20 protein-coding genes are annotated in these 23195 nt (G+C 63.3%); 13 read left to right on the forward strand and 7 right to left on the reverse strand.

Going from position 1 to position 23195, the window contains the following annotated elements; genetic code table 11:
• From IWX85_RS20370 to IWX85_RS07415, 5 genes are all read right to left on the reverse strand, one after another.
• Window positions 1-237: hypothetical protein (locus IWX85_RS20370; RefSeq protein ID WP_231379613.1), on the reverse strand; the 237-nt coding region annotated here is incomplete at its 3' end.
• On the reverse strand, window positions 179-1099 hold the full coding sequence (locus IWX85_RS07400) for an MBL fold metallo-hydrolase (protein ID WP_196869307.1): 921 nt from the start codon (window positions 1097-1099) through the stop codon (window positions 179-181). The genes IWX85_RS20370 and IWX85_RS07400, both read right to left, overlap by 59 nt.
• Window positions 1100-1123: 24 nt before the next feature.
• On the reverse strand, window positions 1124-2563 hold the full coding sequence (locus IWX85_RS07405; RefSeq protein WP_196869308.1) for an AMP-binding protein: 1440 nt from the start codon (window positions 2561-2563) through the stop codon (window positions 1124-1126).
• A 270-nt stretch (window positions 2564-2833) separates the two neighbouring features.
• Window positions 2834-3166, reverse strand: coding sequence for a hypothetical protein (locus IWX85_RS07410; RefSeq protein WP_196869309.1), 333 nt, complete (start codon window positions 3164-3166; stop codon window positions 2834-2836).
• A complete protein-coding gene (locus tag IWX85_RS07415) occupies window positions 3126-3353 on the reverse strand; it encodes a hypothetical protein (RefSeq protein WP_196869310.1) in 228 nt (75 codons plus the stop codon). Before IWX85_RS07415 ends, IWX85_RS07410 begins: the two co-directional genes overlap by 41 nt.
• 611 nt (window positions 3354-3964) lie before the next feature.
• Here IWX85_RS07415 and IWX85_RS07425 point away from each other — a divergent pair.
• The 4 genes from IWX85_RS07425 (at window position 3965) to IWX85_RS07440 (ending at window position 11301) form a co-directional block, all read left to right on the forward strand.
• Window positions 3965-5590, forward strand: coding sequence for a GMC family oxidoreductase (locus IWX85_RS07425; RefSeq protein ID WP_196869311.1), 1626 nt, complete (start codon window positions 3965-3967; stop codon window positions 5588-5590).
• 4 nt (window positions 5591-5594) lie between these two features.
• On the forward strand, window positions 5595-6503 hold the full coding sequence (locus tag IWX85_RS07430; RefSeq protein WP_196869415.1) for a triacylglycerol lipase: 909 nt from the start codon (window positions 5595-5597) through the stop codon (window positions 6501-6503).
• 308 nt (window positions 6504-6811) lie between these two features.
• Window positions 6812-7924, forward strand: a complete 1113-nt coding sequence (locus tag IWX85_RS07435) for a response regulator (RefSeq protein WP_196869312.1) — start codon at window positions 6812-6814, stop codon at window positions 7922-7924.
• Window positions 7921-11301: a response regulator gene (locus IWX85_RS07440; protein WP_196869313.1), complete on the forward strand. Its 3381-nt coding sequence runs from the start codon at window positions 7921-7923 to the stop codon at window positions 11299-11301. Before IWX85_RS07435 ends, IWX85_RS07440 begins: the two co-directional genes overlap by 4 nt.
• Before the next feature lie 150 nt (window positions 11302-11451).
• Here IWX85_RS07440 and phhA read toward each other — a convergent pair whose 3' ends face one another.
• Together phhA and hppD are read right to left on the reverse strand one after the other, a co-directional pair.
• Complete coding sequence (phhA, locus tag IWX85_RS07445) at window positions 11452-12285, reverse strand: phenylalanine 4-monooxygenase (protein ID WP_196869416.1); 834 nt, start codon at window positions 12283-12285, stop codon at window positions 11452-11454.
• Window positions 12286-12422: 137 nt separating this feature from the next.
• Window positions 12423-13538: a 4-hydroxyphenylpyruvate dioxygenase gene (hppD, locus tag IWX85_RS07450; protein WP_196869314.1), complete on the reverse strand. Its 1116-nt coding sequence runs from the start codon at window positions 13536-13538 to the stop codon at window positions 12423-12425.
• Window positions 13539-13647: 109 nt separating this feature from the next.
• Here hppD and IWX85_RS07455 point away from each other — a divergent pair, with 109 nt between their 5' ends.
• The 9 genes from IWX85_RS07455 to IWX85_RS07495 all read left to right on the forward strand — a co-directional run bounded on the left by IWX85_RS07455 (window position 13648) and on the right by IWX85_RS07495 (window position 23174).
• Window positions 13648-14121, forward strand: coding sequence for an Lrp/AsnC family transcriptional regulator (locus IWX85_RS07455; protein ID WP_036812590.1), 474 nt, complete (start codon window positions 13648-13650; stop codon window positions 14119-14121).
• Window positions 14122-14381: 260 nt separating this feature from the next.
• A complete protein-coding gene (locus IWX85_RS07460; RefSeq protein ID WP_196869315.1) occupies window positions 14382-15110 on the forward strand; it encodes a GNAT family N-acetyltransferase in 729 nt (242 codons plus the stop codon).
• A gap of 162 nt (window positions 15111-15272) precedes the next feature.
• The gene (locus IWX85_RS07465) at window positions 15273-16148 is read left to right on the forward strand and encodes an HlyC/CorC family transporter (protein WP_036806520.1); all 876 of its coding nucleotides are present in this window, start codon (window positions 15273-15275) and stop codon (window positions 16146-16148) included.
• A gap of 37 nt (window positions 16149-16185) precedes the next feature.
• On the forward strand, window positions 16186-17841 hold the full coding sequence (lnt, locus tag IWX85_RS07470) for an apolipoprotein N-acyltransferase (protein ID WP_196869316.1): 1656 nt from the start codon (window positions 16186-16188) through the stop codon (window positions 17839-17841).
• A gap of 109 nt (window positions 17842-17950) precedes the next feature.
• Window positions 17951-18889, forward strand: coding sequence for a glycine--tRNA ligase subunit alpha (glyQ, locus tag IWX85_RS07475; protein WP_196869317.1), 939 nt, complete (start codon window positions 17951-17953; stop codon window positions 18887-18889).
• A 3-nt stretch (window positions 18890-18892) separates the two neighbouring features.
• The gene (glyS, locus tag IWX85_RS07480) at window positions 18893-21037 is read left to right on the forward strand and encodes a glycine--tRNA ligase subunit beta (RefSeq protein ID WP_196869318.1); all 2145 of its coding nucleotides are present in this window, start codon (window positions 18893-18895) and stop codon (window positions 21035-21037) included.
• A gap of 7 nt (window positions 21038-21044) precedes the next feature.
• On the forward strand, window positions 21045-21701 hold the full coding sequence (locus IWX85_RS07485; protein ID WP_196869319.1) for a hypothetical protein: 657 nt from the start codon (window positions 21045-21047) through the stop codon (window positions 21699-21701).
• Window positions 21698-22270 carry a D-glycero-beta-D-manno-heptose 1,7-bisphosphate 7-phosphatase gene (gene gmhB, locus IWX85_RS07490; protein WP_196869320.1) on the forward strand — a complete coding sequence of 191 codons (573 nt, stop codon included), beginning with the start codon at window positions 21698-21700 and terminating at the stop codon, window positions 22268-22270. Before IWX85_RS07485 ends, gmhB begins: the two co-directional genes overlap by 4 nt.
• 136 nt (window positions 22271-22406) lie before the next feature.
• Complete coding sequence (locus IWX85_RS07495) at window positions 22407-23174, forward strand: 1-acyl-sn-glycerol-3-phosphate acyltransferase (protein WP_196869321.1); 768 nt, start codon at window positions 22407-22409, stop codon at window positions 23172-23174.
• Window positions 23175-23195: the final 21 nt, after the last annotated feature.

Below are 23195 nucleotides of genomic sequence, written 5' to 3' on the forward strand. Positions count from 1 at the left end.
CTCCTTCCCATCCCGAACAGGACAGTGAAACGACTCAGCGCCGATGATAGTGCGGATTCCCGTGTGAAAGTAGGTCATCGTCAGGCTCTTATAGCCCCCTGAACCAGCCCGGTTGATCTCATGATTGACCGGGCTTTTTCTTTTTGGCTCGCGTTTATTCGCTTGCTTACCGCTGTTCTCATAAATTGACGATGTATTCGCCTTCTTGCCCTGCAACGCCAGCGGTGGCCAGTTCATTGCACAGCTGCTCTATCCATCGATGCATTGGTATGTCTGCAAAGAAACGCTCCCGGATCTGTTGAAAATGGGGAGTTACCGTGGCCCATTTTGTAAATTCAATGGTTGACTGGCGTTGCACCTCGAGCAGCTTGAACTTGAGTAATACCTTTACCCCATGCCTTGCATGCCGCAGTGGACTGGCGGTGAACGCATCTAGGCGCTGGTACGCTTTGGACAATGTCTGTGGCGTGTAACTGAAAATCCTTCCATGTCCGGGGATAATTGTTTTTGGATTTAGCCGGCCGATCAGGGCCAGCGTAGCGGCAACTTCAGAAAAGGCGCTCTCTCCTTCAAGCTCGGGAAACACCACACCGAAGCCGTTTTCCCATAGAGCGTCTGCTGAAATCAAGACTCGGGTAACAGGCTCAAAAAAGACAACTGAATGCGGATCATGCCCAGGGGCCGCGTGAATCTGCCAGTCAGCCTTCCCGAATCGAATCTCGGTTCCCGGCTGAAGCGTCTGGTCAAAATTAAATCTTGGACACAACTGGCCGGTGGGTACATAAGTGAGCGCTACGGCATCCCATTGCGCGACCTGCCGGGCATGACCCGGCGGAATCCATGTTTGAAGCGCTGGGTAGCGTGCCTGTAAGGCGGCATTGCCTCCGCAATGGTCGCTGTGAAGGTGGGTGTTGACCAATGCATCCAGCGAGCAACTGCCCAGCACGGCTTCAACCAGCGACAGTGTTTGTTCCGCGTGCGTGCAGTAACCGCTGTCAACCAACAGGGTTTTGTCGCCGCCCGTAAACAGAATGTTGTTGCTTGAAAGCCAGCCTCTTTCAAAAACATGCGTGCCTTCTGGCAGAATGCGCGCCGCCATCACAAGCCAATCGCTTTACTTGATTCAGGCTTTTGCACGCAATGCCCGCCTGAGGATTTTTCCGACATTGGTCTTGGGGAGTGCATCGCGAAATTCAATGTATTTGGGTCTTTTGTAGCCGGTCAGGTGCTGCTTGCAACAAGCGCTGATGTCGTCTTCCGTCAGTGCCGGATCATTTTTAACCACAAATACCTTGATGGCCTCGCCTTGCCTCTCATCGGCCATGCCGATCGCCGCACACTCGACAACGCCAGGGCACAGGGAAATGCCATTTTCAAGTTCGTTGGGAAAGACATTAAATCCCGAAACGATGATCATGTCCTTCTTGCGATCAATGATTCTGGTGTATCCGCGTTCATCCATGATGCCGATGTCACCGGTGCTCATGAAATCGTCGGCGGTAAAGGCTTTTTCTGTTTCCAGCGGTTGCCGGTAATACCCCGTCATGACCTGCGGACCCTTGATGCAGATCTCGCCACCTTGTCCGGGTTCCTGGCTGTTCCCGGCGTCATCCTTGATGGCAATCCAGATGCCGGGCAAGGGCAGGCCGATGGTGCCTGAAAAATCTTGGCTGTTGACTGGATTGTTGGTTCCGATGGCGCAGGTTTCACTCATTCCCCAGCCTTCGATCATGGGGCACAAAGTCAGCGCGAAGATGTGGAACAGCGGTAGCGCTGCGATGTTGTTGATCCGGCTGACATCACCGATACGCCCCAAAGCGGGCGTAAACCAGGCCTCGGCCTGCAGGATGGCCGCCACGATATTGCGGTGCGTGAGCACCGCGCCTTTTGACAGGCCGGTGGTGCCGCCGGTGTATTGCAGGAAAGCGATGGAGTCCAGTGTGCAATCCACCGGCTTGAGCGTGTGCCGCTTGCCTTCGGCAATCGCGCGTGTGAACGGCGTGACCGTCAGCCCGCCGTCCAGGCCGAACGTGTAGGCAGGAACCATTCTCGCCAGATGCCTTACGGCGAAAGTGATCCACGGGCCATACGCTGCGCCGAGCAGATCGCCCATCGACGCCATGATGACATGCCTGAGCGGCGTGCGCTTGATCACCTCGGCCAGCGTGGCCGCGAAGTTTTCAAGAATGACAATCGCCGTAGCCCCGGAGTCCTTGAGCTGATGCTCCAGTTCACGCGCCGTATAAAGCGGATTGACGTTGACGCAGGTATGGCCGGCGCGCAGGATTGCCGCCATGGCAACTGCAAACTGCGGCACGTTGGGCAGCATGATGGCAACTCTGGCGCCGGGCTCCAGGCCAAGATGCTGCAGCCAAGCGCCCAAGGCGGCCGACAGTTCGTCCAGTTCGCGGTAGGACATCCAGCGGTCCATGCAGACCGAAAACGGTTTGGCCGCATGGGTCTTGAAGGATTCTTCCAGCAACTGGTTCAGCGAGGTGAACTGCTCCGGATGGATGTCGTGCGGTACGCCTTCGGGATAACTCTTGAGCCAATGTCGGTCCATAAACACTCCTTGTGGACCATTGTGAAAGCCTGGCAGCCGATGCCTCCCCGGGCTTGTCCCGATATGCGCCGTCGGTTGCCAGCAAATGGCTCAATTCAGTCGCGCAGGCGACATCGCCGTCGTCGAACAGGGCGCGAATCCATTCGGATTCGCGATCCCGGACCTGCGTCAGAAATTCTTCCGCGCTGACCATCTGTGCAAAGGCGTCAAAGCCGGTTTCCAAAAACTGCTGAAGCGCTTCCAAGCCTGCGGCGGTGGCCCCGCGGCGCATCAACCTGAACAGCGTGCGCGGGTCAGGCGGTCAAGCTCCCGCCCGAGTTGCTGCACCACGTCAAGCTGCTGCTGGCGTGCAGCCTGGTCGCCCGACTGATGCCCGCAACGGACGTAGCGTGCCGACTCGCCATCCTGCGGCGCTGCCCGGCTGTCTGCGCGCCAGGCGTGGCCCATTCGCTCGCCCAGCGTTTCCGTCAGCGCGTGGACCTCGGCCAGCGCCGCTGCCGTGGCAACGCTAGGCTGCGAGAACAGCCTGGCGATGGTGCTGGCAATGCGCGCAAACTGCTGGTCACGGCTGGCATAGTTCCTGTCGCTGTACAGCTCCTGCAAAAAAATCGGCCGCCCTGGCATAACGCGGGTGGTGCAGCAGGTCAGCGCAGGTCGCCTGGAAACGGCGCACCTGAAAATGCTTGACCTCGGCAATCGCCCTGGCCAGCGCCGGATCGCCGGCCTGCTGGTGCCGAAACTGCGCCACGCGCCGCAATGCATCCTGGATGGTTTGTGCCGGAGTCGCCATAGTGGCTGCCGGTGTAGCCAGCGCCACTAGAGACCGTTCTCTAGTGGTGCCGGCAGGGCCGTGCGAAACTTCTTGCGATGCAAAGACGAACACTGCTCACGCTGGGACTGGCCTCGTCTGTCGCGCTGGCGGTCGGGGCTGCAGGCTGGCTGCTGCAGCCCGGCCTGCAGCAGGACGGCCTCCTTTCGCCGGCAGGCCGGGGCGTGTTTGCCGCCGTCGGCCGTGCCGTGCTGGACAAGACCCTGCCAGCGGAAGAGGGCGAACGCCACAAGGCCGTTGCGGGACTGCTGGCGCGGATCGACACGCTGGCGCAGGCGCTTTCGCCGCACGCGCAGGCCGAACTGTCACAACTGCTGGCAGTGCTGGCCCGCGCGCCGGGCCAGCTTACGCTGGCGGGTCTCGGCCAGCCTTGGGGGCAGGCGTCCAGCGCCGATCTGCAACTGGTGCTCCAGGACATGCGGCTGTCCGGGCTGGCCCTGCGCCAGCAGGCGTACGCGGCCTTGCACGACATTGCGACCGGGGCGTATTTTGCCGATGCCCCGACCTGGACCCTGCGGGCTATCCCGGCCCGATCAGCATTTGACAAACCACTCCTGAAAGCCGATCTACCCATGAGTTCATTGAACGACCCGATCAGGGAGGGACTGCAGCGCGGCTGGAAAGTCCTTGGCGGCACACTTGGGGCCATACCGGAAAAAATCGCCTGCGATGTCGCCATCATTGGCAGCGGCGCGGGCGCGGGCATCACCGCCGAGCTGCTGGCCAGGGCCGGGCTTCAGGTGGTGATGGTCGAGGAAGGACCGCTCAAGAGCAGCAGCGACTTCAGCCAGCTGGAGTCCGAAGCCTATCCGGCGCTCTACCAGGAAAGCGCGGCGCGCAAGACCGAAGACAAGGCCATCAACATTCTGCAGGGGCGCTGCGTTGGCGGCTCAACGACGGGCAACTGGACGAGTTCCCTTCGAACGCCGGCGTCCACGCTGAAATTCTGGCAGGACCGCTTTGGCCTGGCTGGCTACAGCAAAGCCGCCCTGGCGCCGTATTTTGCGCAGGCCGAGCAGCGGCTGAACATCGCCCTGTGGCAGGTCGCGCCCACCGAAAACAATGCGCTGCTCGGCCGTGGCGCAGGCAAGCTCGGCATTTACACGGAGCCCATCGCGCGCAATGTCAAAGGCTGCTGGAACCTGGGCTCTTGCGGCTTGGGCTGCCCGACCAATGCCAAGCAGTCAATGCTGGTCACCACCATTTCAGCGGCGCTGGACCTGGGGGCGCAACTGCTGACGCAAACGCGCGCCGAGCACTTTGAACTGGCCAATGGACGGGGCACCTCGCTGATGTGCCGAAATAGCGAGAAAAATGGGGCGCTTGCGCAGTCCCTGTCTGCGTCGTGTGCTATTAAAATAGTAGCTAATAATTGTGGGCTGGCCGGCGGCGCCATCAACTCGCCGGCGGTGCTGCTGCGCTCTGGCGCACCCGATCCGCACGGCCGGTTGGGAGGCCGGACCTTTTTGCATCCAGTGGTGATGTCGTCCAGCCTCTTTGACCAGAAGGTCGAGGCCTGGAACGGCGCACCGCAGTCGATCTACACCGACCATTTCCTGCCGAACCAGCCGATCGACGGCGCCCTGGGCTACAAGCTGGAAGCGCCGCCGCTGCATCCGCTGATCTTTGCCTCCACCGTGCCGGGTTTTGGCCAGGGTCAGCATGACCTGCTCAGGTCATTTCCGCACAAGCACACCCTGCTGGCATTGCTGCGCGACGGTTTCCACGACGAAGCGCCCGGCGGCCAGGTCAAGCTGCGCGGCGACGGCTCCGCCGTGCTCGATTACCCGCTGGGCGACTGCGTCATGCAGGGCGCGCGCCGGGCGCTGCTGTCAATGATGGAAATCCAGTTCGCTGCCGGCGCCCGGCAGGTGCTGCCACTGCACGAGATGGCCGTGCCCTACAACTCCTGGGCGCAGGCGCGGGAGGCGATGCTGGCGCTGCCGATGAAGCCGCGCCTGGTCAAGATGGTCAGCGCGCACGTGATGGGCGGCTGCGGCCTGGCCGACAGCCCGGGCCAAGGCGTGACCCGGCCGGACGGCATGCACTGGCAGCTGGACAATCTCTCGATTCACAACGGTTCGATTTTTCCGACCAGCATTGGTGCCAATCCGCAGTTGTCGGTGTATGGCGCCGTCAACCGGCTCGCGCAGGGCCTGGCCAAAACGCTGACGGGCCGCGATGTGGCGCTGGCCTGACCTGATGCTCGCATCGCTGCAGCGGCTCATCACCCTGTCGATCATCGCTGCGGCTGCGGGCTGGCTGTGGGTCTTCGGCCGCAGCGCGCCTCTTCTGGCCTTTGCAGGTTTTATGGCGATTGCGCTTGCCTACTCTGGTTTTCTTGCGATCGAATTGATACTTGCAAGGCAACTGAACAAAAGCGATCCGGTGCCCCAGCCGCGCTGGCGCGAACTGTTCGCGGCCTGGTGGGGCGAAACCGTCTCCGCGCCCCGGGTTTTTTGCTGGCGTCAGCCTTTTCGGCCAAATGCCATCGCTGACCAGCTCGGCCCGCCCGCGCGGGTCAAAGGGCGCCGCGGCGTGGTGTTCATTCATGGGTTTTTCTGCAACCGAGGCCTCTGGACGCCGTGGCTTGAGCGCCTCCAGGGCAGTGGCCACGCCTTCATCGCCGTCAATCTGGAACCGCTGTTCGGCTCGATCGACGACTACGCCCCGCAGATCGACCAGGCTGTCCGGCGCGTCACCGAAGCGAGCGGGCTGGCGCCGCTGCTGGTCTGCCACAGCATGGGCGGTCTGGCGGCCCGGGCCTGGCTCAAACTGATGAAGGCCGAGGCCCGCGTGCACCATGTGGTGACGATTGGCACGCCGCACCGGGGCACCTGGCTGGCACGTTTTGGCCATGGCCTGAATGGCCGCCAGATGCGCTTGCTGTCAGAGTGGAACACCGCGCTGGACCATGAAATGCCCGCGGGCCGCCATGCGCTGTTTACCTGCTGGTATTCGAACTGCGACAACATCGTGTTCCCGGCCACCAACGCCACGCTGCCGGGCGCCTGCAACCGGCTGGTTCGTGGTGCAGCGCATGTGCAGATGGCCTTTGTGCCTGAAATCATGCACGCCACGCTGGCCTTGCTGGACCCGGCAGTCGCCTGACTTTCTGAAAGTGCGGGAGGGGTATTGGTTACCCCTCGTAACGCTGAAAAATTACACATTCCCCCTTCAGTCTTCGCTAAATTTGTATTATTTTGGATAAATCATTGTTTTTTTGTGACAATTGACATTATTGAGATAAAAACTTCTCAGGTTGCCATTTTGCTAAAAAAGACAAAAAGACTGATTTTTAGCATGAATCAACGTTCACGTGCATCAGGCGTTGTACCGGCATCCTGGGCCTTGGCCGAAAAAGGCTTGTCCGGTAGCCATTCCACAAGGTCGGCTGTCAAAAATTAGCGAGAATTGTTATGCCCATGATCGTGGTAATTGATGATGATGCCGGCACGCGCCTGCTGGTAAGCCAGGTGCTGAAGAAGGAAGGCTACCAGGTGATGGCCGCTGAAGACGGCGCCAAGGGACTGGCGCTGGTTCGCGAACACAAGCCCGACCTGGTCGTCAGCGATGTGCAGATGCCGCTGATGGACGGCTTTGAAGTGCTCGATCAGGTGCGAAGCGACCCGCTACTTGCAGCCACGTCGGTGATTTTGCTTACCTCGCTGCAGGAGCGCAGCTACATGCGCCTGGGCATGACCACTGGGGCTGACGACTACCTGACCAAGCCGTTTGCACCGCAGGAACTGCGCGAAGCCGTCAGCGCGCAGCTGCACAAGCGCGACCGTGCCGACGCCATGCGCACCCAGGTGGTCGACAAGGCGGTGCAGCTGGCGCTGGACGTGCAGCGACACAAGATTGGCGCACTGTACGAAAGCCGCTTGGTCAAGGCGCTCAGTGCGCAGTGGCCGGACAGCAGCACGGCGCCGAGCAGCGAGAAGTTCTCCAGTGCCACGGTGCTGTATGCAGACATGCGCGATTACGCCCTGTGGTCGCAGGCGCTGGGCAGCAGTGAACTCAGCGAGATCGTCCAGCTGCTCTACACCAGCGTCGGCGACACGGTGTATCTGTTCGGCGCGCATTACATGCAGTTTGTCGGCGATGGCATGCTGTGCATTTTTGTCGATACCGCCGACACCCAGTCCGTGAACCACGGGCTGCGGGCGGTCCGCGCCGCACTGGGGCTGACAAATGCCACCCGTCGTATTGACGCCCATGTGCAGAAAAGCCTGAGTGGCCGCGGGCTGCCGACGTTTTCGCTGGGTGTGGCGCTGCACAGCGGTCCGGTGAGCTTTGCCCACCTGGACGGCCTGATCAGCCGCACTGGCCAGAGCACGCCGGTAGGCGACACCGTTTCGGCGGCGCTCAAGCTGTTCCAGGGCGAGCCGCGCCTGCCCTGGTCAGTGGCGGCCAGCGTGCAGGCGTATCGCCTGGTCACCGGGGCGGTTCGGACCGGTGAACGAGCCCTTGTCCAGTTGCCGGGGCGCAGCCAGCCCATGGATACGCTGGAAATTCTGGGCCTTGCATGAACTCAAGCCTGATGCCGCCCAAGACTTTCTCGCTGAGGGCGGTGCTGATCGCCAGCCTGCTGGTGTTCTCGCTGCTTCCGGCCGCCACCGTGGGTTGGTTTTTGTACCGCAGCAATGTGCAAAGCGTGCAGCTGCTGTCGGAAAAAGTCATCGAAGACATGACCGAACGCATCAAGACCGATGTGGAAAACCATCTGGCGCAGGCCCATGTCGTGCTGAATGGCCTGGTTCACGCGCAACCCGATGCGTCGGCCGTGCTGCGCGCGCGCCAGCTGATTGCGTCGCCCGAACTGTTCGAGCAGGCCGCGTTCGCCATGACGCGCATGACCCCCGATGTTCCCCGGATGTACCTGGCAAGGCAGCGCGGTGATTTTCTGGCGGTTGACACCTTCGCCCAGGAAGCCGCCACTCTGGTGCGCGTGAGCGAGCGCAAGGCGGGTGGCGAGGGCCGGCGCTTTTTCATGGCTGCGTCGCCAGGCGACCGTCGGAATGAACTGCCTGCCGAAACCCGCAATTTTGAGCCCCGCAACCAGTCCTGGTATCAGCGGGCGATTGAAAACAAGGGGCGTGCCTTCACGCCCATATCGGTTTCTGCAATGGACCCGCAACTGCGCCTGACGCTGGCGCAGCCCGTCTACGCCACCAATGGCAGCGCCTTGGGCGTGTTTGCCGTCGACCTGCCGCTCAAGCGCCTGAACCAGTTGCTCCAAGGCATGCGGATCAGTTCCCATGGTGCGGTGTTCCTGCTGGACGAACAGGGTTTTGCCGTGGCCAGCTCGACCGGCGACGAACTCTTTTCCAATGATGCCGGTGTTTTGCAGCGCCACAAACCCCTGCAAAGCCGCAACGCCATCATCCGGCAGGCTTACGGCGAAACCGTTTCCAGCCTGGGGAAAACCCTGGAGTCCAGCGTGCAGCGCGTGTCTTTCCTGCGCCGAGTTCCCATGGAGGGCGATACCCTGGTGGTGGCATTGAAGCCCTTTGGCGAAAGCATTGGCGTGCGCTGGAGCCTGGTGGTGGCAGCCCCTGAAAGCGACTTCACCGCAGCAACGCGGGCGGCCCTGAAGGACACGCTGGCCGTGACCGCACTCATCCTGGCGCTGGGCGCACTGCTGGCCATTGCACTGGCATGGCGGCTGAGCCTGCACTTCCGGCGCCTGGGCACAGCCGCGGCATTGCTGGCGCGGGACGAGGTGCCGCCCGCGTACCCGGCCAGCCGCATTGACGAAGTGCGCCAGCTGTCCCAGTCCCTGCATGACAGCGCCCGTGAACTCAAGCGCAACCGGACGGCCATCCGGGCGCAGACCGTAGCCCTGCACGAGGCCAATGAGACACTGGAAGACCGGGTGGCCAGCCGCACTGCCGAGCTGAACGCCTCGCGTGACGAAGCCCTGGGCGCCGCCCGGGCCAAGGCAGCGTTTCTGGCCGCCATGAGCCATGAAATCCGTACCCCGCTCAACGGCGTGGTCGGCATGACCACGCTGCTGGCCGACACGCCGCTGGACGCCGAGCAGCGCGACTATGTCCACACCATGCGCATTTCCAGCGACCAGCTGCTGGGCGTGATCAACGATGTGCTGGATTTTTCCAAGATCGAATCGGGCAAACTCGAACTCGAGGAAGAGGCGCTCAACCTGCTGGCCACGATTGAGGAAGCTTGTGACATCGGCGCGCCGCGCGCCCGTGAAAAAGGACTGGAGCTGCTGGTGGACCTGGGCGACGACTTGCCCGGCTGGGTGCTTGGCGACGTGACGCGCCTGCGCCAGGTGCTGCTCAACCTGGTGAACAATGCGGTCAAGTTCACCGACAACGGGCAGGTGGTGGTCTCGGCCCACATGCTGGAAGGCTTCAGCCCGGACCAGGGCGCGCTGATCGAGTTCCGCATCAAGGACAGCGGCATCGGCATTGAGCCGGACCGCCAGGCCGCCTTGTTCCAGTCCTTCGTCCAGGTCGATGCCAGCACCACCCGCAAATACGGCGGCACCGGGCTTGGCCTGGCGATCTGCAAGCGTCTGGTCAAGCTGATGGGCGGGCAGGTCGGACTGGAATCGGCGCCGGGCCTGGGTTCCACCTTCTGGTTCACCGCCCGGCTGGGCCATGCGCCGGCGCCCGAAGTGGCCATGTTGTCGGGGCTGCATCTGGTCAGCCTGGCCGGCCAGCAGGTCGCTGTGGTCGATGACACGCCGCTCAACCTGCGCATCCTGGACAAGCAGCTCAGGCGCTGGGGCATGACGCCGATGCTCTTCGAGCGAGCGGCCGATGCGCTGGACTGGCTGGCCGGGCATCCTGTCGATGTGGTGATCAGCGACATGCACATGCCCGAGATGGACGGCTTAAGCTTTGCCCGCCTGCTGCGCGCACTGATGCCGGCCCTGCCCATCGTACTGCTGACCTCGGGCACCATGCCCACCGGCGAGCCGGCCCGGGTATTCGATGCACGACTGCTCAAGCCCTACCGCCAGTCACAGCTGTTTGAGGCCTTGGCGCGCGTCACGTCTCCTCCGGCAGCTATTGAAAAAGTAGCAAGGGCCGAACCGGCTGCCGCCCGTAACCAGTTCATTTTGGTGGCCGACGACAACGCCATCAACCTCAAGGTTGCGCTGGCCATGCTGGCCAAGCTGGGCTACGAAGCCGCCACTGCGGTCAACGGGCGCGAAGCCGTGGACATGGTCAATGCGTCGCTGCTCAGCGGCCCGGGCGGCCCGCCGCGCCAGTACGCCGCGATCCTGATGGATGCCAACATGCCGGTGATGGACGGCTTTGTCGCCTCGCGCCTGATTCTTGCTGCGCACGGCGCGTCGGCGCCGCCGCTCATCGCGCTGACCGCCTCGGTCCTGGAAGAGGACCGCCAGCGCTGTCTGCAGGCCGGCATGATCGGCTTTTTGCCCAAGCCGCTGCGCATGGACGAGTTGTCCGAGGCGCTGGCGCGTTACGCCCGGCAGCCCGGGCAAGAAATTGCGCCAGAACTCATCGCGCCTGTTACACAGGATGCTTCTGCGGGTTTAAAGCCAGAGCCACTGCTCATCGACTGGAGCCGGCTGGAGCAGTTCCGGGAGTTTGACGATGAAGACCTCAGCATGACGCGCGAGGTGATGATGCTTTTCATCACCGAGATGCCCCAGCGCACCGACGACATCCGCCGCGCCCTGGCCGCTTGCGATGGTGCTGTGCTGTCGCAGGCTGCCCATGCGCTCAAAGGTGCGGCTTCCAATGTGGGCGCGCAGTCCCTGAGCGATGCCTGCGCCGCTTTGGAGCATGCCTGCCTGCAGGGTCTGTGGCCTGCCGATGCAGCATTGCAGGTGGCAAGGCTGATGGCCTTGGCCGAAAGAAGCTGCCAGTCGCTGGAGGACTGGCCCGCCGCACCGGCCGCGGTCTGAATAGCAACACCCCCGACGGGAAATCACTGCATGCAAAGAACCGGCAGCAGTATTGAATGCTACTGAATTAAGAGCTGCTGGCGCTCATGCACAATGCGCCAGCAGCACTTTTGATGCAAAAACCCGTTTTCTGTTCAGGACGCGTGGGCGTTAGCCAGCCTGGGAATGCCCTGTATTCAGCGTCTGGTAAAGAGGTTTGAAGTCGGGCTCGGTCAGCGCCCGCAGCGTGTCGAAGCGGTCGATCACGAAATACTGTTGCTGGTAGCTGTCGATCTTGTAGCTTGACGCCATGCAGCGCAGCAGGTCGGCCGTGTCCCGCAGCGGCGTGCGTTGGGGCTCGTCCGACTGCACGCAATACGCCAGTTCGCCCGGACTGCTCAGCAGCCCCGCGCCATAGGCCCGCATCTGGCCGCCGGAGCGCTCGTCGCGCATCAGCCCGAACTCGATCGTGTACCAGTACAGGCGCGACAGCATCTCGACCGCGCCGGGCACCGGATGCGGCCCGTGTTCCAGCGCATGGGCCTTCAGCGCCCCTTCGCCATAGGCCTGGATGTGGTCGGCATAGCGCGGCTCGAACAGCAGCGGCACATGGCCGAACAGGTCGTGAAACAGGTCCGGCTCGACGATGTAGTCGAACTCGTCCGGCGTGCGGATCCAGTCGGTCACCGGAAACTTGCGCGCTGCCAGCAGGCTGAAGAAGGGCACCTCGGGAATCAGCCCCGGCACGCCGACCAGCTGCCAGCCGGTCGCCGGGAACAGCCGCGCATTGATGTCCTCAAAGCGCGGAATCGTGTCGCTGGCGCCCAGGTGCGGCAGCGCGTCGATGAACGCGCTGCACGCCAGCCCCGGCAGCAGCGCCGACTGCCGCGCATACAGGCGGCGATAGGTGCCGTGGTGCGCTTCGGTGTAGGCAGCATAGTCCTGTGCGCAGGTGTGGTCGCTGCCGGCGCGGCTGTAGTCGCCGCGAGGGGGTGTGGCCCCCACGCTCCCCGCTGCGCGTGGTTCGCTGCCCCCCGAGGGGGCCGCTGCGCCTGCAGCCTGGCAAAGCCAGTTCTGCGGCCCTGGCTGGCTTGAGGTTGAATCCCCCACGCTCTGCGCTGCGCGTGGTTCGCTGGGGGACATCATGCTTTCTCCAGCACGCCGCGGCGCATCTGGTCCAGCTCGATGCTCTCGAACAGTGCCTTGAAGTTGCCCTCGCCAAAGCCCTGGTTGCCCTTGCGCTGGATGAATTCGAAAAAGATCGGCCCGAGCTGGTTCTCGCTGAAGATCTGCAGCAGCAAATCGCCCGGCTGGCCGTCCACCAGGATGTTGCGCGCCTGCAGCGCCGCCACGTCCTCGCCATGGCCCGGAATGCGCGCATCGAGCAGTTCGTAGTAGGTGTCGCCGGTGTTCAGGAGCTTCATGCCGGCGAACTGCAGCGCATCCACCGTCGCCGGCAGGTCGTCCGAGCCCAGCGCGATGTGCTGGATGCCTTCGCCCTGGTAGAGGTCGAGGTATTCCTGGATCTGGCCGGATTTTTCGTTGCCTTCCTCGTTGATCGGGATGCGGAGCTTGCCGCAGGGGCTGGTCATGGCCTTGCTTTTGACGCCGGTGGACTGGCCTTCGATGTCGAAGTAGCGCACCTCGCGGAAGTTGAACAGCCGCTCGTAAAAGCCCGCCCATTCGGCCATGCGGCCCCGGTGCACGTTGTGCGTCAGGTGGTCGATGTAGGTCAGGCCGTGGCCGGCCGGGTTCAGCTCGGCGCCTGGCAGGGGCTCGAAATCAACATCGTAAAAGCCGATGTTGCCAATGTCACCCGCCTCTGCGCCGTTCTTGCCGCGCCAGCGGTCGATGAAATAGATGATCGAGTCGCCGACCCCCTTGATCGCCGGAATGTTCAGCTCGCCCGGCGCCGCCGTTTGGGCATAGCCCCAGGCACCCAGTGCAATCGCCCGCTCATAGGCGAATTTGGCGTCCTGCACCCGGAAGGCGATGGCGCAGACGCTGGGGCCGTGCTGGCGCGCAAAGCGCTGGGCGAACGAGTCGGGTTCGGCATTCAAAATGAAGTTGATGCCGCCCTGGCGGTACAGCAGCACGTTCTTGTGCCGGTGCCGGGCAATCGCCTTGAAGCCCATGCGCTCGAACACCGCGCCCATGGCCTTCGGATCGGGCGCGGCGTATTCGATGAATTCGAAGCCGTCGGTGCCCATCGGGTTGTCCCGGGTCGCGTCAGCTTCGGTTGAAAGAGGCTTGTTCATGTTGTCTCCGTGGTTGGTGCGCCTACTCTAGGCGCGCAGAGGGTGTGGATTCATGCAAATCAAGGCGCGCACCTTCTGCTTCACGCAGGAAAGCTGCAAAATAAACCCGATGCAGACACTTGACAAGCTCGACCGGCAAATTTTGCGCAGCCTCCAGGCCGACGGCCGCGCCACCTACGACCAACTGGCTGCAGAGGTCGGCCTGTCGCCCAGCGCGGTGCTGCGGCGCGTGAAAAGGCTGGAGGAAACCCGCGTGATCGACCGCTACGTGGCGCTGGTCAAGCCCGAGTCGGTCGGGCTGGGGCTGACGGCCTACATCACGGTGCGGCTCGAAAAGCACCTGGAAAGCCACAAGCGCAACCCGATGGACCTGTTTCGCGCCAGCGTGCAGACCTGGCCCGAGGTGGTCGAATGCGCGGCGCTGACCGGCGAGATGGACTACCTGCTGCGCGTGCTGGTCGCGGACATGGCGCACTACAGCCGCTTCATCATGGACACGCTGCTCAAGCACCCCAGCGTGCAGGACTGCAAGACCAGTTTCGTGCTGGACCGGGTGAAGTCCACCACCGCCGTTCCCTTGTGACGCAATTCACGGGATGGTTTGCCGCGTCGGCGCGCCGCCGTGCTGCCCGCCGACGCAGCCCAATGGCGTTGCTGCATTGCAACATTTTGTGTCGGTAGTATTACCTAGCATGGGCCTGTCATTGCTATGCTTTCTATAGCTATTGATGCATTCAGGCGTTGCCAAAAATCATGATTTTTTGCGGATCGAAATTTGCCCGATGCTTTAGGGCTTTACGCTGATGGTGCGTGGAATATAGGGATAACCCTTATATTTGGCGAATGGTTCATCCCGGCACACTTTTAAAAGCCTCCTTCATGGCGAGCAGGGCGTTTTTCCGCTCGCCAGCGCAGGGCGGCGCGCACCGCCTGGCGGCGGCTGACAGTGCGCCTTCGGTCATGGTGCCGATCCGCTCCATCGGTCCCACCCAGACAGGGCGCATCACCGCGCACCTGCTGGCGCTTGAGCCCCGGGACCGCTACCTGCGCTTTGGCTATACGGCCAACGACGAGCAGATCCGGCGCTATGTCGCCGGGCTCAATTTCGAGCGCGACGAAATCTTCGGGATCTACAACCGCAAGCTCGAACTGATCGCCATGGCGCACCTGGCCTTTTCCACCGATCCCGAACTCCAGAGTTGCGCCGAATTTGGTGTTTCCGTGCTGGCGCATGCGCGCGGCAGGGGCTATGGCGCGCGCCTGTTCGACCGGGCCGCCATGCATTCGCGAAACGAAGGCGTGCAGATGATGTTCATCCATGCGCTGAGCGAAAACACCGCCATGCTCAACATCGCCCGCAAGGCCGGCGCCACAGTCGAGCGCGATGGTTCGGAAACCGAGGCCTACCTCAAGGTGCAGCCGGCGGACCTGGACTCGCGCATGAGCGAATTGCTCGAGGAGCAGATCGCGCAGACCGATTACCGGCTGAAGGTCCAGGCCAAGAAGTTCTGGGATTTCCTGGCGCTGCTGCAGGAAGTGCGGCGCGGCGTGCGCGGCAGCCGAAGAGCCTAGCCCCCACGCTCCCCCAAGGGGGTTGCTGCGCCGGCGATTCGGCGCTGCACTTTACGGGGCTGCACCTCCCGTCGGATCGTGGGCTTCAGGTTACCCCAACTTCCGGGCCGCCGGGAAAATTCGGCTATCCTAGGCCGCTTCTCCACTACCGACCGCCCTTACGTGTCCGATGTTCCTCCCAGTCGGTCTTCCAAAACCGAAGACAAGCGCGGCTTTTTGCAAAAGCTTGCGGAAATGCTCCACCCCGGTCCTGACTCCAGGGACGAGCTGATCGAAACCCTGGTGGAAGCCCAGGACAACGATGTCATTGGCCAGCAAAGCCGGGAAATGCTCGAAGGGGTGATCCGCATGGCGGACATGACGGCTGGTGATGTGATGGTGGCTGCGCCGCGCATGGACCTGGTCAATATCAATGCCCCGTTCGACGAGTTGCTGCACCTGATCATCGACACCGCGCATTCGCGTTTTCCGGTTTATGAGGACGAAAAAGAAAACATCATCGGCATCCTGATGGCCAAGGATTTGCTCAAACTGCAGCGCGCCCCGGAGCTCAACATCCGGGCGCTTTTGCGACCGGCGGTGTTCGTGCCTGAAAGCAAGGGACTGAACGAATTGCTGCGCGAATTCAGGGTCAACCACAACCACCTGGCTGTGGTCATCGATGAGTTCGGCCGGGTGGCCGGCCTCATCACCATCGAAGATGTGCTGGAGGAGATCGTCGGCGAGATCGAGGATGAATTTGACATCGAAGAAGACGCCGGCGACATCTTCGCCCTGACCGACCACACCTACCGCGTCAGCGGGGACACGGCGGTCGAGCGGGTCAATGAATCGTTCGAGGTGCTGCTGCCGGAAACCGATTTTGAAACCATCGGTGGCCTGGTCGCGCACGAAATGGGCCATGTGCCCAAGCGCGGCGAGCATTACGCACTGGCCGGCCTGCAGTTCACGGTGCTGCACACCAAGGGCGGTGCGGTGCGCTGGTTCAAGGTGTCGCCAGCGGCTGCCACGGCCGTCCCGGTGAGCGAAGCGCCGTGACGCCGCTGATGGGCTGCCTGCCCTGGCCGCCTCGCGCATGAGGTCTTTACCCGCGGTACGACTGGGCTCGCCAGGCATCCGGCGCATCGCCCCGGCGACAGGCGACCGGCTGGCATGGCTTCAACTGGCCATCGTCCTGGTCGCCGGCGCTTTGCATGCCGCCAGCATGGCCTGGCCTTTTCCCTTGGGCGCGTCCGCGCTCGGCCTGGTCCCGGGCCAGCCTGCGGGGTGGCTGCAATTGCTGGCGCTGGCGCTGCTGGCCGGGCAACTCGATGGCGCCCAAAATTGGCGGCGCGGCGCGTGGCTGGGCGGCCTGTTTGCCGTGGCCATGCAGTGCGCCACCTCTTGGTGGCTGTTCATTTCCCTGCATGTGTACGGCGGACTGGCCGCGCCGCTAACGGTTCTGGCTATCGTGCTGCTGGCCGTCCTCCTTGGGCTTTACTATGCTGCCGCTTCTGCACTGTTTGTGGCTTTTGCGCCCGTCCAGGCTGCGTGGCGTGCTCTGTTTTTTGCGGCGATGTGGCTGCTGGCCGAACTCGCCCGGGTCCAGTTTTTCACCGGCTTTCCGTGGGGCGAGGGCGGTTATGCCCATGTGGACGGCTGGGCCAGGCCGCTGGCCGCGTGGGTCGGCGTGCATGGCCTGACTTTCATCGCGGCGTCGGTCGCCGCCTGGCTGGCATTCAGCCTGCTGGCGCCCCGGACCCGCTGGCGTTCTGCGCTGGCCGGCGTGCTGGCCAGCGCCGCCATCGCCTGGCTGCCGGTGTTCAATGTGGGCGATGTCGAGCCCGATCCGGCGCTGGTCCGGCCGATGTCGGTCACGCTGCTGCAGGGAAACATTCCGCAGGACGAAAAATTCGTCAGCGGCACCGGCGTGGCCACCGCGCTGCGCTGGTATGGCGAGCAACTGCAAAGCGCCAAGGGCGCGCTGGTGATTGCGCCCGAGACGGCGCTGCCGCTGCTGCCTCGGCAACTGCCCGACGGTTACTGGCAGGCGTTGCGGGCGCGTTTTGCCAGCGGCGACCAGGCCGCGCTGATCGGGCTGCCGTTGGGCGACTTCAACACCGGCTACTCAAATTCGGTGCTGGGCTTGAAACCCGCGCTGCCTGGCCAGGCGGCACCGCTGGTGCAGCCCGAGCCCTACCGTTACGACAAGCACCACCTGGTGCCTTTCGGCGAGGTCATTCCGCCCGGTTTTCACTGGTTCATCCGCCTGATGAACATTCCGCTGGGCGACTTCAACCGCGGCGCGGTCGGCCAGCCGTCCTTTGCCTGGCAGGGTCAGCGCCTGGCGCCGAACATCTGCTACGAGGACCTGTTTGGCGAGGAACTGGCTGCGCGCTTTGCCGATGCAAGCCAGGCGCCGACGGTGTTCGTCAATGTCGGCAATATCGGCTGGTTCGGCAACACAGTGGCGATCGACCAGCATCTGCAGATCTCGCGCATGCGCGCGCTGGAGTTTGGCCGGCCGATGATCCGCGCGACGAATACTGGTGCCACCGTCATCATCAACCGCCTGGGCGAGGTCACGCATTCGCTGCCGCGCCACACCCGGGGCGCGCTGAATGGCGACGTGCAGGGGCGCAGCGGCATCACGCCCTATGCCTGGTGGGCCGGGCGTTTCGGGCTCTGGCCGCTGTGGGGTCTTGGCTTGGCGGCGCTCGGGCTGGGGCTGTTTTTCAGGCGCCGGGGCTGAATCGTGGCCGCGTAAAATGCATTTTTGTGCAATGCCATCCCCGGCATTCCCAACTCCATGACTTTTCGGTGCCTCGACGCTGCACCTGCCATCAAAAACAACAGTTCCTATGCTCACTTTCCAGCAAATCATCCTGAAGCTGCAGTCTTACTGGGCTGACCAGGGTTGCGCACTTTTACAGCCTTATGACATGGAAGTCGGCGCCGGGACGTCGCACACCGCTACGTTTTTAAGAGCGCTTGGCCCCGAGCCATGGAAAGCGGCCTACGTGCAGCCGAGCCGCCGCCCGAAAGACGGCCGCTATGGCGAAAACCCGAACCGCCTGCAGCATTACTACCAGTACCAGGTGGTGCTCAAGCCCGCGCCCTCAAATATTCTGGAGCTGTACCTGGGCAGCCTGGAAGCGCTGGGCTTCGATCTGAAGCAAAACGACATCCGCTTTGTCGAGGACGACTGGGAAAACCCGACACTGGGCGCCTGGGGCCTGGGCTGGGAAGTCTGGCTCAATGGCATGGAAGTCACGCAGTTCACCTATTTCCAGCAGGTCGGCGGCATCGACTGCAAACCGGCCACCGGCGAGATCACCTACGGCCTGGAGCGTCTGGCGATGTATTTGCAGGGCGTGGACAACGTCTACAACCTGACCTGGACCGACGGCCTGACGTATGGCGACGTGTACAAGCAAAACGAGGTCGAGCAATCAACCTACAACTTCGAGCATTCCGACACCGATTTCCTGTTCACCGCCTTCACTGCGCATGAAAAGCAGGCCACGTACCTGATCGAGCAGCAGCTCGCCCTGCCGGCCTACGAGCAGGTGCTGAAAGCCGCCCACAGCTTCAATTTGCTGGACGCGCGCGGCGCCATCAGCGTGACCGAGCGCGCCGCCTACATGGGCCGCATCCGCACTGTCTCGCGCCTGGTGGCGCAGAGCTATTACGAAAGCCGCGAGCGCCTGGGGTTCCCGATGGCGCCGCGCGAATGGGTCGAGCAGATGACAAAAACAAGCACCGCCACCCCAGCCACGACCAAGAAGAAGGGCGCCTGAACCATGACCACCCAAAACCTTCTGGTCGAGCTGTTTGTCGAAGAGCTGCCGCCCAAGGCACTGAAAAAGCTGGGCGATGCCTTTGCCGGCGTGCTGGCCGAGCAGCTCCGGGCGCTGGGCCTGGCCACGGCCGAATCGGTCGTCACGGCGTACGCCTCGCCGCGCCGGCTGGCCGCGCACATCAGCGACGTCTGGCGCAAGGCCGACGACAAGGCGGTGCAGCAAAAGCTCATGCCGGTGTCGGTGGGGCTGAACGCCGCCGGCGAGGCAACGCCCGCGCTGATGAAAAAACTGCAGGCGCTGGGTGCTGCCCTGTCCGATCCGCTCGCGGCCGTGGCCGCGCTCAAACGCGCGCCCGACGGCAAGGCCGACGCGCTGTTCTACGACAGCCTGCAGGCCGGCGCCACGCTCGACACCGGCCTGCAAAAGGCATTGGAAGAAGCCATTGCCAAGCTGCCGATTCCGAAGGTCATGAGCTACCAGCTGGAAACAGACTGCGAACTGCCCGGCTGGACCAGCGTGAACTTTGTGCGCCCGGCGCACGGGCTGGTCGCGCTGCATGGCAGCACCGTGGTGCCGGTCAAGGTGCTGGGGCTGAAGGCGGGCAACTTCACCCACGGCCACCGCTTTGAAGCGGCCGTTGACCCGGTGGTGCTGCGTGATGCCGACAGCTATGCGGTGACGATGGAAATCGACGGCGCGGTGATTGCCAGCTTTGCCCAGCGCAAGGCCGAGATTGCCCGCCAGCTGCTTGAGGCGGCGGCTGAACTGGGCGGCGGCGTCCAGCCGATCGAGGACGATGCGCTGCTCGACGAGGTGACGGCGCTGGTCGAGCGGCCCAATGTGCTGGTCTGCGCGTTTGAACAAGAGTTTCTGGACGTGCCGCAGGAGTGCCTGATCCTGACGATGAAGGCCAACCAGAAATACTTTCCGCTGCTTGACGCCGACGGCAAGCTGACAAACCGCTTTCTGGTCGTCAGCAACATCAGCCCGAAAGACGCCAGTGCGGTCATCGGCGGCAACGAGCGCGTCGTGCGTCCGCGCCTGGCCGATGCCAAGTTTTTCTTTGACCAGGACCGCAAGAAGACGCTGGTGTCACGTGTGGCCGGGCTGGACAAGGTGGTGTATCACAACAAGCTGGGCTCGCAGGGCGAGCGCGTCGAGCGTGTTCGGGCGATGGCCCGGGCCATCGGGCAGCAACTCGGCGGTGATGCGCTGGCCGCGCAAGCCGATCAAGCTGCACAACTGGCCAAGAGCGACCTGGTGACCGACATGGTCGGCGAATTTCCGGAATTGCAAGGCACCATGGGCCGCTATTACGCGCTCAACGATGGCCTGGATGCCGAGGTGGCCGATGCGATTGAAGACCATTACAAGCCGCGCTTTGCCGGCGATGCGCTGCCGCGCGGCATGACCGGCGTGGTCGTCGCGCTGGCCGACAAGCTCGAAACGCTGGTGGGTATGTTCGGCATCGGCAACCTGCCGACGGGGGACAAAGACCCGTTTGCGTTGCGACGCCATGCGCTGGGTGTGATCCGGATGCTGGTGGAGAAAAACCTGCCGCTGAGCCTGGACACGCTGGTCAAGGGGGCGGCCAGCGAGTTCAAGGACATCACCGGATTCGAGTATGGCCGTGCAGTGGTCGAACTGCAGGATTTTTTCTACGACCGCTTCGCCGGCTCCCTGCGCGAGCAGGGCTTCAGCGCGCAGGAAGTCGATGCCGTCCTGTCGCTGCGCCCCAGGCGTCTGGGCGATGTCACCTGGCGCCTGGCGGCGGTGCGCGCTTTCTCGGCATTGCCCGAAGCCCCCGCCCTGGCGGCCGCCAACAAGCGCATCGGCAACATCCTGAAAAAAGCCCAGGAAGTGGACCCGCATGTCAGCGAACTGCTGCTGAAGGAGTCTGCTGAAATCGCCCTGTACGCCGCGATGAAGGACATTGTTCCCCAAGCCAACGCGCAGTTCGCTGCAGGCGACTATGCCGCGTCGCTGCAAACCCTGGCGGCCTTGCGCGCGCCAGTCGATGCCTTCTTCGACGGCGTGATGGTCAACGCCGAGGAAATCGACCTGCGCCTCAACCGCCAGGGCCTGCTGAAAAGCCTGCACGACGCCATGAACCGGGTCGCCGACCTGTCGCGTCTGGCGGCTTGACGCATCAATGCCTTCGACCGATTCCCTGAACCGCAGCGGACAGGATCCTGCCGGAAACGGCTGGACGTCGCAGCGCACCGCTTGGCTGATCTTTGGTCCGCCCGCGTTCATGGTCGCGGTGCGCTGGCTGCTGCAACTGGTAGACGACCGCCAGAACACGGTGCCGGCGCTGCCGCTGGCGCCGGTGTCCACCACGGCCGGCGCGCTGGATTTGCTCTGGCCGTTCGCCCTGGCGCTGGCTTTGCTGATCGCGGCGGGGCTGGTCATCTACCGGCTGGGCTGGCGCCGCGTCATGCCGGTGATCGGTGCTGTCTGGCTGATGCTCTGGCTTTTCGGCAGCGGCGCGCTGCTGCAGCGCCATGTGAACCGGCAGGGGCTGGTGTTGCAGGGCATGACGGCTGCAGCGCCCGCGCCGGTACAAGCCCGGGTGGTGACCGCCCATCTCAAACCTGCCAGCCTGCGCAGCCTGGGCGGGACGGAACTGGTGCTGCAGATTGACGGCGTGGCCATTCCGAACCGCCTGCTGATCGGCGACGCTGGCGCCGCATCGCTCAAGCCCGGCGACACGCTGGCGCTGCAACTCGCTCCCGGCCGCTTCAACGGCTTGTTTGTCACCGGCTGGCAGGCTGTGCCGCCCGTTTCTCTTTTGATGAAAACCCCATGAAACTCGTCATCCTCGACCGCGACGGCACCATCAACAGTGACAGCGACGACTTCGTCAAGACGCCGGACGAGTGGCTGCCGCTGCCCGGCGCGCTCGAAGCGATTGCCCGGCTCAACCATGCCGGCTGGCATGTGGTGATTGCCTCCAACCAGTCGGGACTGGGGCGTGGCCTGTTCGACGTGGTGTCGCTCAACGCCATGCATGCCAAGATGCAGAAGCTGCTTGCCGTGCAGGGCGGGCGGATCGATGCAGTGTTTTTCTGCCCGCACACCGCCGACGAAAACTGCAACTGCCGCAAGCCCCGGCCCGGGCTCTTCGAGCAGATCGGCATGCGTTTTGGCGTGCAGCTCGCGGGCGTTCCAACGGTTGGCGATTCCGTGCGCGATGTGCAGGCTGGCGCGGCGGCCGGCTGCGAGCCGCACCTGGTGCTCACCGGCAAGTCGGAAAAATACCGGGGAACGGCGCCGCCCGATGGCTTGCCGCCGGGCACATGGGTGCACCAGGACCTGTCGGCGTTTGCCGACTTCATCCTGGCGCGCAGTGCCCCGTCTGAAGCCGCTGGCCGATGATGATATGAAAATGATAGCTGCCTGCGCCCGATCCGTGTGCGTCAGAGGGCTGAAACACCCTGAATTTCGATTTTGAAGCACGCTTGCAGCGCATCCAGCTCGACAAGCTACCAACCCAACCGCCGGAGTCCCTGCCATGCCCTTGATTCGCTCCGTCCTGCACATGCTGTGGCTGATCCTGACCGTCATTCCCTGGGCGCTGTTTGTCGTCATGGCCTCGGTGTTCGTCAACAGCACGACGATGTACTGGATGTGCGCGCGCTGGCTCAAGCTGGCCGTTGACAGCGGCACGGTCATTCTGGGCATCCAGAACCGTATCACCGGCATGGAAAACCTGCCGACCGGCGAGAAAAGCGCGGCCGTGCTGCTGGTCAAGCACCAGTCGACCTGGGAGACGCTGACCATGCCGGCGATCATGCCGCACCCGCTGGCCTATGTGTTCAAGAAGGAACTGCTCTACATCCCGTTTTTCGGTTGGGCCATGGCGCGCATGGACATGATCCATATTGACCGCAGCCAGCGCACGCAGGCTTTCAGCAAGGTCGTGGCGCAGGGCAAGCGCCTGATGGCAAAGGGCACCTGGGTGATCATGTTTCCCGAGGGCACGCGCATCAACCGGGGGCAAAAAGGCGTGTACAAGTCGGGTGGCACCCGCCTGGCGATCGAGACCGGCGCGCCGGTGATCCCGATTGCCGTGACCTCGGCCAAATGCTGGCCGCGCAAGGCCTTCATCAAGCGGCCGGGCATCGTCGACATTTCCATCGGCAAGCCGATTCCCAGCGCCGGTCGCAAGCCTGACGAGCTGATGCGCGAAGTCGAAGCCTGGATCGAGGCCGAAATGCGCCGGCTCGACCCTGAAGCCTATGCCGGCCGCGACGCCGTAGCGGCCAGGCCGCATTCCTGAAGGAGGCCTGGGTGGCTGCCC

This window comes from Polaromonas sp. CG_9.11, from assembly GCF_015752225.1.
Lineage (GTDB): Bacteria > Pseudomonadota > Gammaproteobacteria > Burkholderiales > Burkholderiaceae_C > Polaromonas.

Coding starts and splice junctions, on each gene's coding strand:
- glyS (WP_196869318.1), top strand. CDS start 18,893: ATGACCACCCAAAACCTTCTGGTCGAGCTGTTTGTCGAAGAGCTGCCG.
- gmhB (WP_196869320.1), top strand. CDS start 21,698: ATGAAACTCGTCATCCTCGACCGCGACGGCACCATCAACAGTGACAGC.
- IWX85_RS07400 (WP_196869307.1), bottom strand. CDS start 1,099: ATGGCGGCGCGCATTCTGCCAGAAGGCACGCATGTTTTTGAAAGAGGC.
- hppD (WP_196869314.1), bottom strand. CDS start 13,538: ATGAACAAGCCTCTTTCAACCGAAGCTGACGCGACCCGGGACAACCCG.
- IWX85_RS07440 (WP_196869313.1), top strand. CDS start 7,921: ATGAACTCAAGCCTGATGCCGCCCAAGACTTTCTCGCTGAGGGCGGTG.
- IWX85_RS07485 (WP_196869319.1), top strand. CDS start 21,045: ATGCCTTCGACCGATTCCCTGAACCGCAGCGGACAGGATCCTGCCGGA.
- IWX85_RS07455 (WP_036812590.1), top strand. CDS start 13,648: ATGCAGACACTTGACAAGCTCGACCGGCAAATTTTGCGCAGCCTCCAG.
- IWX85_RS07495 (WP_196869321.1), top strand. CDS start 22,407: ATGCCCTTGATTCGCTCCGTCCTGCACATGCTGTGGCTGATCCTGACC.
- IWX85_RS07405 (WP_196869308.1), bottom strand. CDS start 2,563: ATGGACCGACATTGGCTCAAGAGTTATCCCGAAGGCGTACCGCACGAC.
- IWX85_RS07415 (WP_196869310.1), bottom strand. CDS start 3,353: ATGGCGACTCCGGCACAAACCATCCAGGATGCATTGCGGCGCGTGGCG.
- glyQ (WP_196869317.1), top strand. CDS start 17,951: ATGCTCACTTTCCAGCAAATCATCCTGAAGCTGCAGTCTTACTGGGCT.
- IWX85_RS07435 (WP_196869312.1), top strand. CDS start 6,812: ATGCCCATGATCGTGGTAATTGATGATGATGCCGGCACGCGCCTGCTG.
- IWX85_RS07425 (WP_196869311.1), top strand. CDS start 3,965: ATGAGTTCATTGAACGACCCGATCAGGGAGGGACTGCAGCGCGGCTGG.
- IWX85_RS07430 (WP_196869415.1), top strand. CDS start 5,595: ATGCTCGCATCGCTGCAGCGGCTCATCACCCTGTCGATCATCGCTGCG.
- lnt (WP_196869316.1), top strand. CDS start 16,186: ATGAGGTCTTTACCCGCGGTACGACTGGGCTCGCCAGGCATCCGGCGC.
- IWX85_RS07460 (WP_196869315.1), top strand. CDS start 14,382: ATGGTTCATCCCGGCACACTTTTAAAAGCCTCCTTCATGGCGAGCAGG.